This window comes from Nocardioides sp. (assembly GCF_036267815.1).
GTDB lineage: Bacteria > Actinomycetota > Actinomycetes > Propionibacteriales > Nocardioidaceae > Nocardioides.
The window spans coordinates 60,520-75,467 of sequence record NZ_DATAVI010000059.1 but is presented as its reverse complement, the minus strand read 5'-3'; the positions used below and the strand labels follow the sequence as shown (position 1 = coordinate 75,467).

The following is a 14,948-nucleotide window of genomic DNA, read 5'->3' as shown; positions in this document are numbered from 1 at the left end:
TGCTTCTGGGGCGCCGAGCGCCTCTTCTGGCAGCTTCCCGGCGTCTACACGACGGCCGTCGGCTACGCGGGCGGCAGCACGCCGAACCCGACGTACCGCGAGGTCTGCAGCGGCCGCACCGGCCAGACCGAGGTCGTCCTCGTCGCCTACCGGCCGTCCGAGCTCCCGCTCGCCGAGCTGCTGCGCACCTTCTGGGAGGAGCACGACCCCACCCAGGGCATGCGCCAGGGCAACGACGTCGGCACGCAGTACCGCTCGGCGATCTACTGGACGACACCCGAGCAGGAGCAGACCGCCCGCGAGCTGACCAAGGTCTACGGCGACGAGCTGCACCGGCAGCGGATCGGCGACATCACGACCGAGATCCGCCCGGCATCGGAGGTCACCTACTACTACGCCGAGGACCATCACCAGCAGTATCTAGCAAAGCACGTAGGTGGGTACCGCTGCCACGCGAACACGGGTGTGAAGTTTCCGGAGTAGCCGCGCACGGACAGCGGCATGAGCGTGCGGTTCTCCGGTGCCGGTTACCACCAGCAGAGAATGCCCATAAGAAGTGCCGCGCCTGCGCATACAAAGGTGGCGGCGCGCCGGCCGTGACTCCGGTATCTCCAGGTCAGGACGATCAGAACAACCCCGGCGATAATCGGCGCTGCAAAGCGGATGAAGTTCCTAACCCTTTCCGCCCCCGACGGCGGGATGTAGATGGTGCCAGGTTGCTGCCACAACCCAGGATGAGCCTGAAGAACCACGATGAGGGTGAGGTTCAGGACGAGGGAGGTCGCGATCAGGAATCCACCGATGAGAGTGGCGAGGATGGTCGGGACCAACAGCGCGTTGCGCCGCGCCTCCAATGAGGTCCCATCGCTCGCCTGGGCAACGACTTCGTGGTTCACGCTGACGAGTATCACACGCCGCCACCCCGGCAGTCGGGTACTTCGGGACGTCCCCTCATCGGCAGATGAGTGCACTCTCTGTGCCCTGCTACTACGCCGACCACCACCAGCAGTACCTCGCCAAGAACCCCTTCGGCTACCGCTGCCACGCCAACACCGGCATCCGGTTCCCGGCGACCGCCTGAACTGGGCAGATGGCCCCGCCCGTCGCGGCGTGCGGGGCCATGGTCGACACGGTTCGGACACCCGCCCACGGAACGCCGGGACCCGTTCGTGCGGGATCGAGGTCGACGGGCCTGAGCGGCCAGAGCGTGGACCCCACGCGCAACCGGCTGGCCGCAGCCAGCATCACTTGAGGCAGCTGCCTGACTCCCGACCCCGGCGCACGATCGACCTCGACCGTCGTGGTCCTGAGCCCGCGCACCGACCACAGACGCGCGCTGAGGACCATCACCAGCCCCGACACCCGACCCCCAGGCTCGCTCCTGCCGGTCACCGGCCATCTCCCATGGTCGCCGCACGGCTCGATCATCGCCTTCACCCGATACGTCCGTGCCCGCAACCGATCAGCTCTGTGGACGCGGGTCGTGGAGACCGTGGCCACGGCTCCGCACCGGAGCCACGCGGGGCACGTCGTCACCCCGCGACTTCGGACGTAGTACGCCCACGATGTCGCCGGCTCTCCCTGCGTCATCCGGCGCCGACAGCGGGCGCTGACCTCAGCGCTGCGGTGACCCGCTCCTGGAGCAGCTGGAGCGGCTTCTCGCCCGCACTGGAGGTGTTCCGCCCTCTGGCGACCATGCGGTGGTTGACCAGCGACTCAGCAGGAGTGAACTGGTCCCGGGTCAGGTCGAGCTCGACTCCGCCGGGCATCACGTTCCAGTAGTGCACCCCCACCACCCGACCCTCGAACTCGACGTCGGCCACCATCAGGTCGCCACCGAGCAGGTGCTGGACGACGAGGGCGGTCGTCCCGCATTGGCCTCGCGACGGCTGTCCGCTCCCCCGGGCCAGGTAGTCAGCCGAGGCGAACAAGGTGTCGGGCCCCCAGGACGAACGCACCGCTGCTTCGAGCTCGCTCAAGGTCCATGTCGGCATGGAGGGCATTGTGCCGCGAGGGTAGGACGAACCTGGGAGTCTCGGCTGTGGACCGTCGTCATCCGAGGTGGACGTCGGCACGGTAGGCGGCGAGACCGTCGTGGAAGCCGACCTCCTTGGCCCGGCGCATCGCAGGCTCCGAGCTCTGTACCCAGTCGGCGGCCCCGTCGACCGCTGCGTCGAGCAGGAGGGCGCGGCGGGCGACCTGGTGGCGCGGTTCTGTCGGCCAAGCCGCCCGCTGAGCGCCGTGCACGTCCATCAGCAGGATCGCCCGGTCGATGACGGGGTCCCCGACCGCGATGCTCTCCCAGTCGATCAGCCACACTCGATCCCAGCCGAGCAGGACGTTCTCATGCCACGGGTCCCCGTGGATGGCGTGGTGGACCGGCAGGTCGAGGCCATCGACCAGGGCCGCCAACGTCTCGACCTCGGCCGCCAGGTAGTCGTAGACATCAGGTGCGACGTGCCCGGCGATGATCCGGAGGTCTGCCTCGAAGCGCGAGACCCAGACGTCTCGAAAGCTCTCCCGGCCGGTCACCGGCCCGCCGAGGCGGCCCGCGAGGTCGTGGTCTGCATGGAGACCGTCGAGCACGGCCCCCACCTCGGCGTACCTGTCGAGAAGGGTGCTGCGCGTTGCCACGGGGTGATCCAGAAACGGGAAGAGCAGGGCCGTGCGATCGAGGACGTCGAGGACCTCCAGGACGGGTGGGGCGCCATGGCGCTCAGCCAGGATCGTGGCGACGGATGCCCACCGGGTCAGCCGGCGCCCCTCCTCGTCGCTCGCAGCGACCTTCACCCACCAGCGCTCACCACGAGCGCGCACCTCGTAGGACAGCTTGCCGGCCCCGGTGTGGTTGGGGCAGTGGGTGGCCACCGCGCCCGGACCGAGCAACGCCTCGATCGCCTCTCGCACGGCCGTCACCATGCCGAGGATCCTGCACGTCCCCCGCCCTCCCCATCGCCGTGAGCTGTCGGTTCACCGCTTTGGGTCTGGAGAGGGCCTTGGGAAGCGCTGATCAATCCCGCCTGCTGCGCGCACGCCGGCTGCGTTGCAGCCGCTCGACGTGCGCCCAGCATGCCGTCGCGACCGCGCCTTGCCATCGCACACGCGTCGCGGCGCTCGCGACGGCGCCATTGATCAGCTGGAGCCCAGCAGCGAAGCCAGGATCTCGCCCATCTCGTCGAGGCTGTCCTGCTGGCCGTCGAACTCGGTCATCCGGTCGCGCCCGGCCTGGTCGCTGAACGCCAGTCGCCAGGTGAACGTCGTCACTGCGTCGCGTTCGTGCAGCTCCATCGTCTCCACTGCCTCGACGTCCGGCCAGCAGTTGAAGTGCCATGTCTCCACCGTCCGCACCGGCGGCTCCACCTCCAGGTAGGTCCCGCTGATCGAGAACACCGTCCCGTCGGACACGACGAACGACGAGCGGTAGCTCCCACCGACCCGCAGGTCGATCGAGCACTCCGTCATCCGGTCCGGAGCCGTCGCGCCCCACCTGGTCACGTGCTCGGGCTTCGTGAGCACGTCGAACACGAGGGCGATCGGGGCGTCGAACTTCCGGCTGATGACGACCTCGAGCTCGTTCGGGAACGTGATGACCGCGGAACCATGCCGGTCAGGTGTCACTGTGGCCTCCTTGTCGCTGAAGCTCCACGAGATAGTCCTCCATCCGATCCAGCCGGTCGTTGATCGCCCGCTCGTACGAGGACACCCAGTCGCGCAGGGGTCGGAGCTGCTCTGGCGCCAGGCAGTAGAGCCGGCGCCGGCCCTCCGCACGGCTCCTCACGAGTCCCACGTCGCCCAGCACCCGGAGGTGGGTGGAGACCTGGGGCTGAGGCAGTGAGATCTGGCCCACGATCGCCCCCACCGCCTTCTCGCCGGTCAGCAGCAGATCGAGGATGGCACGTCGGTTGGCGTCACCGACGGCGTTGAAGACATCCGACGTCGTCGAGGCTCGAGCCATCCATCTAACATATCTTTATAAAGAGATATGTCAAGGCGACGGCGCGCGTGCTCGGCTCCGGACTACTCGACGCCGGGTCCCCGACCAGACGAAGGTCGACGTGCTGGCGCTTCTTCGCGGCCCCGATGAGCGCCCTGGCCCCCGCCGCTCAGACCTCCCAGTAGCCGACGTTCCTCGACGCCTCACCTGCGGGGTTGGCGCCGTAGATCGCGAGCATCCGGGCGTGCACCGGTGCCCAGTAGCGGCCGACCTGACCCGCCGGCACCGTCACCGTGTCACCCGTCCTGGCCACCACCGTCACGCCTCCGGACTCCACGTGCAGCTCGCCCTCCAGCACGTAGTTGGTCTCGGAGTGCGGGTGCTGGTCAGACCACCCGGCGGCCGTCAGCTCCCACTCGGAGAGCGCGAAGCCGGTCCACGCCTGGCCGGACGGCTCGATCACCCACCGGTCGCTCGAGCGCGGCATCCCCTCGGGCACGGCCATCGCCGGCGACGACGACGTCACCACCGTCGGCGCCGTCGACGCGTCGCCCTGCTCGCTGCTCACGCCCCGAGCGTAGGGGTGCAGCCATGGCTGATGCAGCCAGGAGAAGTTTCCTTCCCGGACCTGTCGTATCGCGGGACCGCCGTTCGTAGCCTGGGTACCAGCGGACGCCGGGTCCGCTCCAGCCGAGGAGAGCGCATGCCCGAGTACCTCATCTACTTCAACCAGCAGTGGGTGGGCGACCACACCGAGGAGTGGTTCCGCGGTCGTGGCCCGCTCGCGATGGCGGTGGTGGACGAGATCAAGGCGGCCGGGGCGTTCGTCTTCGCCGGTGGCCTCGAGGAGGAGGATGGCCCGGTCTTCAGCGCCGACGCCACCAGCGGCTCCCTGGAGTTCACCGATGGGCCCTACGTCGAGACCAAGGAGTTCCTGGGCGGGCTCACGGTCGTGGACGTGGCCGACGAGGACGCCGCCCGGACGTGGGCCGGCAAGATCGCCGAGGCGTGCGGCTGGCCGCAGGAGGTACGCCGCTTCAAGCCCCAGCCCGCGAGGTAGTCCAGGAGCAGGAGCCGGACACGGCGCTCATGCGACGCCGTGCCCGACGCCGTGCTCGCACGCGGTCCGCTCTCGGGTGCGGCCGACGAGCACGGTCGCCGACGCCTCGGGCCCGACGTCGCGCAGCGCGTCGCCGATGCTGCGCGACGCGATGCCCAAGACGTCTCTGGTGACCCCCAGCGGCAGTAGCGACCGGGTCTCGGCGATCGCCTCCTGCTCCCCCGCGCGCATCACGACCCGCCTGGTCGGCGCGATCGCGTTCGCGGCGATGGCGACGGCGATGTTGTCGTACTCGTCCGAGCCCACCGCGGCCAGCGCCAGGGCTCGGCGCAGACCTAGTCGTTCGAGGACCTGTCGGTCGGCACCGTGCCCGACGACGACCGGGATCCGCAGCGCCCGCGCGACGTGGAGCTGAGCCGCGGACTCGTCGCGCTCGACGCCCACGACCGGCACCTTCAGCCGCCGTAGCTCGGTGCACAGTCGGATCCCGACCTGGCCCATGCCCACGACGATGACGTGGTCGCGCCGGGGGGCGCGCCTGGCTCCGAAGAGGGTGACCAGCCGCGGCTCGAGCATGCGATCGACGAGGCCAGCGGTGAAGAGCGCCGTGAAGCCGACGGTGGCCAGCATCGCCAGGGCGGTGAACACGGCGTACGCGGCGGAGCCCGCGGACGGCCCGGGCCCGACCGTCGCGACCACGCGCGCGGACTCCAGCAGTGACACGAGTACGCCGTGTCCGCCCGCCAGCGTCAGCCAGGCGAAGTCGGTGACGAGCACGGCCAGGAGGCCGAGGAAGCCGCCGAGGAGCAGCCGGGCGCCCAGGTCGTGGAGGAGCGGCACCGCCAGCGTCGGTGGCCATCCGCGCAGGCCGGGAGAGCGGAGCGGCGTCGTCCGGTGGACGCGCCCCGATCCCGCGCTGAGGACCTGGTGCTCCTGGCCCCCGGCCTCCCACGCGGCCATGACGTCGGCGCCGAGGCACGGACCCGCCAGGCTTGCCGCGGCGATGTCGGCGGCCGAGGTGACCACCGCCTGGGGCAGCAGCGCGCGCACGCGGTCGGCGATGGTGCGGTCGAAGATCGTCACCACGATCCGGAGCTCGGGATCGAGGTGGGCCAGGGCCAGGGCGTAGCGCAGCGCCTGGACGTCGTCGTGCACCACGACGGCGACCGCGTCCGGGCTGCGGCCGATCGCCGCCATCAGCTCCTGGTCGCCGGGTTCGACGAGGTGGTCGACCTCGTCACCTCGCGCGGCGATCTCGTGGCAGAGGCGCCGCGACAGCGGTGTCTGGCCGATAACCAGGATGGACATGGCGCATTGTTGCAGCGGCGGGGGCCAGGGACGGCGCGACGACAGTCCCTGGACACCCCGCCTCTGTCAGACGTCAGTGGTTCATGATCTGACGCCAGGCGTTCCGCGACGGCGCGTCGGAGAGCCGGAAGTCGTTGACCAGGCCCCTCGAGCTGAAGTACGTCACGAACGACGCGTCGTGCTTGCGGCTGTACTTAGCGACCCGGTGCAACCAGGCTGCTCGCCCAGATCCCTGGTCGCCGGAGACGAGAGCACTTCCGATCTCCGCGACCGCCCAGGGCTTGCCGACCTGACGGGCGTCCGCCACGCAGTAGCGGAACAGCTCGCCCGGCGTCTTGTACTTCGGCGGCCTCACCGTGGCGTAGTTGTAGGGATCCCAGGCCACGACCGACACGTAGTGCTTGCCGGGGTAGAAGTCCCGCCAGGAGTTCCACAGGTACTTCACGCTCTTGCCCGAGTCGGGATCCGCGGTCCAGCCCATCAGGACCAGCGTCGGGACGAGGTTGGGCCGGCAGTACCTCGCCGCGATCCGGTCGATGTGTCGGAAGGCCCGCTTGAACTGGGTGGGGGTGAACTGCTTCGCCTTCACCCCGGTCTCGGGCTCGTGGTAGTAGTTCCAGAAGATCAGCCGCTTCTTCGGCGCGTGCTTGAAGAACGCGTTCAGCTGCGAGTCCCAGGCACCGGCGACGACTGACTGCGGCGAGTGCTGGATCGAGACCACCATCGCGGTCTTGCGGGACGTGGAGCGGGTCAGGTTCTTCCAAGCGCCCGCGATCGTGTCACTGTTGTCCCAGGTGCGCAGGGCAGGGACTTTGCCCCAGCTGCTTCCCATCAGCCCGCCGGTATTGATCCCGAACAGGGTCTTCTTGGCCCTGTACTTCGGGGCGCAGCGGCCCGAGCCAGCCGCGGAAGCGGCTCGCGAGACCGCGGTCGCGGCCTCGGGCGACGCCGGCCTGGCGTCGACGGAGTAGTAGGCGGAACCCACCCCGAGGGTGAGCGTCACGAGCACGGACGCCGCCAGGGCGACGTTCGGTTTACGGGGCATCTTCGTTTCCTCCACGCCGAGGCTCGGGGTGCCAGCGGCGATTGGCCGACTTGTCTAGCATGATCTGCCGGACGACGCGAACCGAGCGGGCCAGGTCTGCTCAGGACGAAAGGCGGGTGCGAAGGCTCTCGAGGCGGGCCAGCATGTCGCTCGCGGCAGCCTCCACGCGGTCGAGCTCGCCGGGCTCGAGCCGGGCCCGCCACGAGTGTGCGGCCTGGGCCGGCGACCTGTTGAAGTCGTGCAACGCCGGTCGGCCGGCCGCTGCGGAGGGCTCGGTCGCGGCCGTGGGCTGCTCGTGCTCCATCTCGGCCACGGTGTCGCGCGTGGTGGTCAGCCCCAGCGTCGTGAAGAGGGACTCGGCCGCGGGCATCCCGCCGGCGGAGAGCTCCTCGTGGGAGACGACGACCAGGCCGTCGATGTCGGCCGCCCGGTCGACGGCGATCTCGTAGAGGACGCTCCAGAACACCGCCATCGCGGTCGCGTCGTCCGCCTCGCCGGGCAGCGGCAGCTCGGGAAGCCCGCCGTCGGTGGTGCCCTGCTCGCGGCGGTGCTCGCGCAGGATCGGGCGCAGCTCGGTCAGGTCGGGCTGCCAGCCCATCCGCCGGTAGCTGACCAGCATCGCCCCGGGGTGCCGGTACACCACCAGAGGCTCCGCGCCGGTCAGCTCGCAGATCGGGGGCAGGGACAGCATCGCGAACGGGTCCTTGACCACGACCCGGGTCGAGGGCAAGGACGCTCGCAGCTGCCGGCGCCCGTACCGCCCGAAGGTGAACGGGTTCAGGCCGACGTAGGACAGGCGCATCAGCCGACGCTGGCGGGCGGTCAGGCCGCGCAGGGCCACCCACCCGTCCACGGTGTGGTGCAGGGCGTATCCCTCGGGCGTCATCAGCTCGCGCCCCGGCATCGAGGTGCCGGGCGCCGTGGCGCACAGGCGGGCCAGCCAGGTCGTGCCGGAGCGCGGCATCCCGGTGACCAGGAGCGGATGGCGCCTGCGGCCAGCCGGGGTCGGCGTACTCACCACACGGGACTCCTCCGTCGACAGCACCGGGCCATGATGGGAGGCCACCACGGCCGGGCACATCGTCGCATGTAGGGAAGGCGCGCTGGTGCCAAATCCCCCGGCAGGGGCAGGGATGGGGGGCGTCAAATCCCCCGCTGAAGCGGGGGATTTGGCACTTCTTGGGGGTTGCAGCGGCCAAGAAGTGCCAAGAGAGGCCAGGAAGTCCGCGGACGACTCTCCCTGCGCCGGGACCGACGCTACGCCGGGAACCTCGCCCAGTTGTGAGCCCAGACGCCCGAGAGCTTGGTGAACTGTCCGCCGATGACGAGCCCCCACGGTCCCGCACTGATCGAGCGCACGCCGAAGAACTCGTTGAACGTCGGCCGGAAGGTCGGGTCGACGGCACCGGTCTGCGCATCAGCGACGACAAGCTTCTGATGGGTGTCGCCCTGGAAGTTGTCGTGGAAGCCGATGTAGACCTCCCCGTCGAAGTAGTCGATCGCCTGGATGTCTCCGCCGGCCGTGACGTGCCAGCTGCGCGCGCCGGTCGTGGGGTTCCAGTGGGCCGCCACGTTGTTGAAGTTGCCCGAACCGCCGAAGAGCGCCGTCCCGTCGTCGCTCCAGGAGAGGCTGAGCATCGGGTTCACCGAGAAGGCGAACGCCGGACCGACCACGGCGCCGGTGCCGGGGTCGACCAGGCCCATCCCGAGGCGCGCGGTCCCCGACAGCGTCGTGAAGTTCCCGCCCACCGCCAGCCGCGTGCCGTCCGGGCTGAGCGCGAGCGCGTTGACCTGACCGTTCGTGGCTGCGGTGTACGCCGTGGACTTGGCGCCGGTCGCGGCGTTGAACTTCGCCAGGAAGTGCTGGGACACACCCCCCGCGAACGAGAAGTCACCGCCCGCGTAGACCGCGCCACCGCCGACCTGCAAGGCCAGGACGCCGCCGTTGAGCCGCGGGCGGAAGCCCGCGTCGACGGCACCGGTGGTGAGGCTGACCCGGGCGAGGTCGGCCTGGGCGAGACCACCGACCGTCCCGAAGGTGCCACCGACGTAGAGGAAGCTGCCGTCGCTGGCCAGGCTCCGCACGGTGCCGTTGGTGTTGGCGCTCCAGGTGGCCACCAGGGCGCCGGTGCTGACGTTGAACGCCGCGAGGTCGGTCCGTTTGACCGAGGCACCGGCCCGCGTCTGCGCGTGGGCGAAGCTGCCGCCGACGTAGACGGTGTTGCCGACCACGAGCGTGGCGTAGACCTGGCCGTCGACACCTCCGCTCAGTGCCGGCGGACCCTGCGGCACCGCCGCGGCTGCCGCTCCCCCGGTGGCCACGACGAGTGCGACGACCGCACCCACCGCGACCACCATCGGGCTGAAGATCCGGAACGCTCGATGCTGTCGACGACTCATGTCCGACCCCTCCCCTTCGGATGTACGACGCGCACCCGAAGGTGGTTCACCTCAGCGGCGAAACGGGCGCATCACTGGCTCACCGTCATCGTGGCCTTCAGGTCGAAGCTCGAGTCCGGCGTCTTGCGGTAGTTGAGGTGGGTCTCGGCCGAGATCACGTTCGTCCCGTTGACCAGCAGGCTGGTCGGCACGGTGATGGTGACCTGTTGGGCGTTGGCCGTCTTGACCGCGGACGACGCGTAGCTGGTGGGCGTGATCGTGCCCGCGGGCATGTTCGTCCGTCCGACCTCCGTGCCGTTGACGTAGACCACGATCCCGTCGTCGGCCCTGGTGTTCAGGACCAGCTGGGTGACCTTCGAGGCATCGCTCACCTGGAACTGCTTGGTGAAGTACGCCGCGATCGGTCGCGTCGTCGGGTCGGCGAACGTGTCGATGTTGGTGACCACGGTGCTGCCGCCGAAGCCCAGGACCCCCGCCCCGCTGTTCCACACGGAGGCGTCGAAGGACGGCGAGTTCCAGTTGCTCGGCAGCGCCGTGTTGTCGTACTTCCAGGACCAGATGGATCCGTTCGGCACGATCACCGAGGTCGGCGACGTCGCGTTCACGACCTGCGACAGGGCGGTGGAGCTGCCCTCGTCGTCGGTCACGGTGAGCGTCACGGTGTAGGCGCCCGGGTTGGCGTAGGTGTGGTTGACCGAGATGGCCGTGCCGTGGGTGCTCCCGTCGCCGAAGTCCCAGTCGTAGGACTCGATCGTGCCGTCGGGGTCGGTGGACGCAGACCCGTTGAAGGAACCGGACAGCCCGGTCATGGTCGGCGTGAACGCCGCCACCGGGGGCTGGTCGGAGTCGCCCGTGGCCTGGGTGGTCAGGGTCGCCTTCAGGTGGAAGGACATGTCGGCCGTTCCCCTGTAGTTGAGGTGCGTCTCCGCCGCGATCTCGTTGGTGCCGTTGACCAGGAGGTTCTTGGGCACCGTGATCGTCAGCTGCTGGGCGTTGGCCGTCTTCACCGAGCTCGAGGCATACGACGAGCTGGTCACCGTGCCGGCCGGCATGTTGCCGCGCGCGACCTCGGTCCCGTTGACGTAGACCACGACGCCGTCGTCGGCCACCGTGTTCAGCACGAGCGAGGTCACCTGCGTCTTGTCGGTGATCTGGAAGCTCTTGCGGTAGTACGACGTGATCGGCCGGTTGGACGTCGCCCCGAAGGTGTCGAGGTTGGTCGCGATGGTCGTGCCGCCGAAGCCGAGCGGCGCAGCGCCGGACTTCCAGGCCGAGTCGTTGAAGCCGACGCCGTTCCACCCGCTCGGGGTGGCCGTGGAGTCGTACTTGTAGAGCCAGCTGGCGTTGTCCGCGACCACGACCGTGCTCACCGGCGCCGCCAGTGCCTGCACCTGCTGCTGGGTGGTGCCCAGTGCCCCGTCGTCGTCGGTCACCGTGAGGGTCACCGAGTAGTTGCCGGGGTTGGCGTAGGCGTGGTCGACGATCTGCCCGTTGCCGGTCGTGCCGTCACCGAAGTCCCAGGCGTACTTGACGATGGTGCCGTCGGAGTCCGACGAGGCGCCCGCGTCGAAGTGCCCGCTCGCGTTGGTCATCGTCGAGGTGAACGACGCCGTCGGCGGGTTGTTCTGCGGGGTGCCGATCAGCGTCGCGCCGTCGGTGTACTCGGTCGAGATCTGCGCCGGGGTCAACACCTGGTTGAACACCGCGGCCTCGTCCAGGCTGCCGGCGAGCGCCTTGCTCGTCGCACCCTCCCAGACGCTGTCCGCACCGACTCGCCAGTAGCCGACGTAGTTCTGTGCGACGCCGTTCGGGTTGGTGCCGACCAGGGCGCCGTCGACGTAGAGCTGCATGCCGCCGGTCGGCGACATCGTCGCCACGGCCATGTGCCACTTGCCGTCGTTGTACGGCGTGCTGGCCGACGTCTGCACCTCGGCCTCGGCGCCGGTGTAGGCGCCGAAGATCAGCTGGCCGGTGTTCTGCATGTAGATCATCCGGTCGTAGTTGGTCGACCCGGACGACGTGTTCGAGGAGCTGTAGCCGATCAGGCGGCCGCCCCGGGTCGTCGTGGTCTTGAACCACACCTCCTCGCTGAACGTGCTCGGCGCGGTGGCGGTGACCGGTGAGGTGACGAACCCGGCCGAGCCGTTGCCGGTGACCGAGGTGTTCGTCGAGTTCAGCAGGGCACCGGCGGTACCGAACGTGAGCGAGGTGTTGCTGTTGTAGGTGCCGGTCCGGTTGTCGGGACCGGAGTCCGCGGCGGTGGTGGTCCGCGTCGCCTCTCCGAGGCGGTAGTAGATCCACGGGTTGTCCTGGTAGATCTGCCTGCCGTAGACGTCGGTCGGGGCGGAGTTCACCGCCGGAGTGCTCACCGTGACCGACTGCGACACGCTGTTGGTCGCGCCGGCACCGGAGGTCACCGTCAGCTTCACGATGTAGGTGCCGGCCGCGGTGTAGGTGTGGCTGAAGGTCGCGCCGTGCGCACCCGAGCCGTCGCCGAAGTCCCACAGGTAGTCGCTGACCGTGCCGTCGGGGCTGGTCGAGCCGGTCCCGTCGACGTTGACCGTCGAGTGGTTCGAGGTCCAGGTGAACGAGGCGGCCGGCGGCAGCGCGCCGCTGCCCGCGACCAGCACCGACGTGCTCGCACCGACGTTCCCGGCGCCGTCTGCGGCCCGGACGAAGAAGCGTCCGGTCGCGCTCGTGGGCACCGTGATCGAGGTCGACGTCGTGCTGGCGATCGGACGGTCGTCACGCAGGATCTGGTAGGTCACGCCGCTCGGGTCGGACACGGCGTTCCAGCCCAGGGTGACCGTGGAGCCGGTCTGCGACTGGATCGAGAAGCCCCCCGGCGTGCCCGGCGCGGTCGAGTCGTCGAGCGGGTAGCGGGCGAAGCCGCCGGACCAGGAGTTCTTCTTGGTCTGCGAGGTGACCTGGGTGACGTCGCCACCGACCCACAGCGTGCCGTTGCTGTCGTTCTGGAGGGCCCACACGCCCGCACCGGAGCGCAGCTGCATGTGCGGCGCGAACTGGGTGATCCGGTTGCCGGTGGTCGCGTCCCATGCACCGAACCACTGCATGCCGTCGGCACGGGTCCAGTTGTTGGGCAGCGTCGGCCAGGTGTAGGCGTTGGCGTAGTCGAAGTAGTTGCAGTGGCAGCCGGCGTACAGCGCGCCGTTGTACGACGTGATCGCCTGGACGTCACCCTTGTCGTACATGATGTCGCCCCACGTGCGCTGGAACGTCCCGGGGTCGAACTGGAAGAGGCTGTGCTCCGAGCCGCCCACCCAGACCTTGCTGCCGACGGCCTCGACGGCGCGCTGGTAGTCGTTCTTGGAGTTGCTCCAGGTCGAGCTGGTCGGGTTCCAGTTGGGCGTGGCCAGCGGAGCTCCGGCGGCCGTCTGAAGCGCCACGGCGCTCTCGGTCGGGACCGGGGTGTCGGTGGCCTTGGTGCCGTAGGCACCGAAGTAGCCCACGGCGTAGATGCGGTCCTGCCCGGCCTGGTTGGCGCCGGAGATGTCGTTGACCGTGCCGTTCAGGTTGCCCTGCCAGGTGCTGTCGGGCGTGCCGTCGGCGACGGCGACCCGGCCCAGGTTGGAGGCGTAGACCTGCTTGTTGGGGTGCGAGCCACCGAGCATGTGCGTGAACGAGCCACCGATGTAGAGGTTGTTCTCGTAGGTGTACAGCGCGTTGATCTGCACGACGCCCGCGGTCTTGAGGTTGAGGATCGTGAGGTTCCAGGTGGGGTCGGTCGCACCCGTGGTCGGGTTCAGCGCGACGATCTCCGTGGCCGGAGCGCCGTTGGCCTGGGTGAACTGGCCACCGGCGACGACGTCACCGTTGGGCAGCGTCGCCAGCGACATCACGTTGTTGTTCAGCTGTGGTCGGAACGACGAGACCCACTGGCCGGTGTTGATGTCGAAGGCGGCGAGGAACGGCTGGTTCACCGCGCCGGTGCCGCTGGCGTCCTGCTGGACCGTGGCGAAGTTGCCGCCGACGTACATGTAGTTGCCGGACTGGGTGAACGCCTGCACCTCGACGTCGCCCTCGAGGTCGGTCGAGCCGGCCAGACCCGCCACGCCCCACGACGCGTCGAGCGCCTCGGACTGCGCGACGCTCGGGATCGTCTGCGCGGCGGTGCCGCTGTCGGGGATCGCGGCGAAGCCGGCGTCGGTGCTGGTCACCTGCGGGCGGATGTAGACCTGGGCGTAGGGGATCGCGCCGCCGGCGCCGTTCGTCGACGACCAGAGGTACGACGTGTCGGCGCTCGAGCCGGTCACCGAGCTGCCGTAGGCGAAGCCGTAGCTCCAGTCGTTCGCGGTGCCGGGCAGGTCGCTGATCTTGCTGTACGACGTGCCGGTGCCGAAGCTCTGCGAGGTGCCGCCGGTGCCGGAGGCGGTCGCGCTGCCACCCGGAGTGGTCGGCGTCACCGACCAGCTCGTCAGCGGGTTCAGCGCGCCGAACGCCCAGGCCCAGTGCCCGAACCGGGAGAACTTCATCGAGACGTCCTGCCAGTTGGTCCCGGTGCCGTCCATGGCGCGGTGGACCCGGACGCCGTCGGGCAGGGCGTCGACGCGGCCGTTGTTGAGCAGGCCGTCGACCGTCTGGCCGGAGTACTGGGTCGTCGTGCCGGTCATCGGCGAGAGGTCAGGCGAGAGCAGAGCCGCGGCCTTGCCCTGCGCGGTGTTGTTCTTGTCCCACTGGTCGCGGCCCTTGCCGATCAGCACCCAGCCGCCGCCGCTGGTGGTCTGGTCGCAGTAGAACTGCTGCGGCGCGGCCATCGCCGGGGTGAGCAGCCAGTAGTCGCCGGAAGGGTCCGACGGGTTCTGCTGCTTGATCTCCCAGCACGACCCGGCGGCCGTGTCAGCCGTGGTCCCGATGTTCGCCGGCGTGATCGCCGTGAGGGCGGCCTGCGCGCGGGTGGTCGCCGCCGTGGCCGGCTGGACGGTCGCCATGGCGACAGTCCCGATCAGGGTGGCGACGGCCACGAACGCTCTGACGAAACGCATGGGTGACTCCTTGACGGGTCCAAGACATACACAGCCCGAGACTCCTCGGACAAGCGCGAGGCTAACTGGGCGTTCAGTGCCCCCACACGCCCGAAATTGGGGAGTGCGGAGACCTGTGCGGAGGCTGTGCGCGGGGCCCTGGTGGACCCTCCCGCATATGGGGGACAGCCCTCCTCGGACGCGGATGAGACGATCGGT

At 69.5% G+C, this 14,948-nt stretch carries 13 protein-coding genes; 2 read left to right on the top strand and 11 right to left on the bottom strand.

Features of this window, described 5'->3' with window-relative positions; translation table 11 throughout:
• Positions 1–483, top strand: a 483-nt coding sequence (gene msrA / locus VHW64_RS12585; protein ID WP_329650904.1) for a peptide-methionine (S)-S-oxide reductase MsrA, incomplete at its 5' end; no start/stop codon positions are given.
• 44 nt (positions 484–527) lie between these two features.
• Here msrA and VHW64_RS12580 read toward each other — a convergent pair.
• The 6 genes from VHW64_RS12580 to VHW64_RS12555 form a co-directional block, all read right to left on the bottom strand.
• Positions 528–896, bottom strand: a complete 369-nt coding sequence (locus tag VHW64_RS12580; protein ID WP_329650903.1) for a hypothetical protein — start codon at positions 894–896, stop codon at positions 528–530.
• A 690-nt stretch (positions 897–1,586) separates the two neighbouring features.
• Positions 1,587–1,994 carry a YunG family protein gene (locus VHW64_RS12575; RefSeq protein ID WP_329650902.1) on the bottom strand — a complete coding sequence of 136 codons (408 nt, stop codon included), beginning with the start codon at positions 1,992–1,994 and terminating at the stop codon, positions 1,587–1,589.
• Positions 1,995–2,052: 58 nt separating this feature from the next.
• Positions 2,053–2,919, bottom strand: coding sequence for an aminoglycoside phosphotransferase family protein (locus VHW64_RS12570; protein WP_329650901.1), 867 nt, complete (start codon positions 2,917–2,919; stop codon positions 2,053–2,055).
• A gap of 213 nt (positions 2,920–3,132) precedes the next feature.
• Positions 3,133–3,618, bottom strand: a complete 486-nt coding sequence (locus VHW64_RS12565; RefSeq protein ID WP_329650900.1) for an SRPBCC domain-containing protein — start codon at positions 3,616–3,618, stop codon at positions 3,133–3,135.
• Positions 3,608–3,955 (bottom strand): metalloregulator ArsR/SmtB family transcription factor, encoded by a 348-nt coding sequence (locus VHW64_RS12560; RefSeq protein ID WP_329650899.1) that lies wholly within the window; start codon positions 3,953–3,955, stop codon positions 3,608–3,610. The genes VHW64_RS12565 and VHW64_RS12560 overlap by 11 nt, the downstream gene beginning before the upstream one ends.
• A 148-nt stretch (positions 3,956–4,103) precedes the next feature.
• Positions 4,104–4,502: a cupin domain-containing protein gene (locus tag VHW64_RS12555; RefSeq protein ID WP_329650898.1), complete on the bottom strand. Its 399-nt coding sequence runs from the start codon at positions 4,500–4,502 to the stop codon at positions 4,104–4,106.
• Positions 4,503–4,637: 135 nt separating this feature from the next.
• Between VHW64_RS12555 and VHW64_RS12550 the strand changes: the two genes are divergently transcribed.
• Complete coding sequence (locus VHW64_RS12550; protein ID WP_329650897.1) at positions 4,638–4,994, top strand: YciI family protein; 357 nt, start codon at positions 4,638–4,640, stop codon at positions 4,992–4,994.
• Between the two features lie 27 nt (positions 4,995–5,021).
• On the opposite strand, the gene VHW64_RS12545 is transcribed toward VHW64_RS12550, so the two are convergent.
• From VHW64_RS12545 to VHW64_RS12525, 5 genes are all read right to left on the bottom strand, one after another.
• Positions 5,022–6,302, bottom strand: a complete 1,281-nt coding sequence (locus VHW64_RS12545; RefSeq protein ID WP_329650896.1) for an NAD-binding protein — start codon at positions 6,300–6,302, stop codon at positions 5,022–5,024.
• A 73-nt stretch (positions 6,303–6,375) separates the two neighbouring features.
• Positions 6,376–7,347 (bottom strand): hypothetical protein, encoded by a 972-nt coding sequence (locus VHW64_RS12540; protein WP_329650895.1) that lies wholly within the window; start codon positions 7,345–7,347, stop codon positions 6,376–6,378.
• Between the two features lie 100 nt (positions 7,348–7,447).
• Positions 7,448–8,392 carry a sulfotransferase gene (locus VHW64_RS12535; protein ID WP_329650894.1) on the bottom strand — a complete coding sequence of 315 codons (945 nt, stop codon included), beginning with the start codon at positions 8,390–8,392 and terminating at the stop codon, positions 7,448–7,450.
• A 212-nt stretch (positions 8,393–8,604) separates the two neighbouring features.
• Positions 8,605–9,747: a hypothetical protein gene (locus VHW64_RS12530; RefSeq protein ID WP_329650893.1), complete on the bottom strand. Its 1,143-nt coding sequence runs from the start codon at positions 9,745–9,747 to the stop codon at positions 8,605–8,607.
• A gap of 71 nt (positions 9,748–9,818) precedes the next feature.
• Positions 9,819–14,750: a PKD domain-containing protein gene (locus VHW64_RS12525; protein WP_329650892.1), complete on the bottom strand. Its 4,932-nt coding sequence runs from the start codon at positions 14,748–14,750 to the stop codon at positions 9,819–9,821.
• Between the last annotated feature and the right edge of the window lie 198 nt (positions 14,751–14,948).

Bases quoted from the DNA above. Each gene is read 5' to 3' on its own strand.
- VHW64_RS12560 (WP_329650899.1), bottom strand. From the start codon at position 3,955: ATGGCTCGAGCCTCGACGACGTCGGATGTCTTCAACGCCGTCGGTGAC.
- VHW64_RS12550 (WP_329650897.1), top strand. From the start codon at position 4,638: ATGCCCGAGTACCTCATCTACTTCAACCAGCAGTGGGTGGGCGACCAC.
- VHW64_RS12525 (WP_329650892.1), bottom strand. From the start codon at position 14,750: ATGCGTTTCGTCAGAGCGTTCGTGGCCGTCGCCACCCTGATCGGGACT.
- VHW64_RS12540 (WP_329650895.1), bottom strand. From the start codon at position 7,347: ATGCCCCGTAAACCGAACGTCGCCCTGGCGGCGTCCGTGCTCGTGACG.
- VHW64_RS12570 (WP_329650901.1), bottom strand. From the start codon at position 2,919: ATGGTGACGGCCGTGCGAGAGGCGATCGAGGCGTTGCTCGGTCCGGGC.
- VHW64_RS12530 (WP_329650893.1), bottom strand. From the start codon at position 9,747: ATGAGTCGTCGACAGCATCGAGCGTTCCGGATCTTCAGCCCGATGGTG.
- VHW64_RS12575 (WP_329650902.1), bottom strand. From the start codon at position 1,994: ATGCCGACATGGACCTTGAGCGAGCTCGAAGCAGCGGTGCGTTCGTCC.
- VHW64_RS12545 (WP_329650896.1), bottom strand. From the start codon at position 6,302: ATGTCCATCCTGGTTATCGGCCAGACACCGCTGTCGCGGCGCCTCTGC.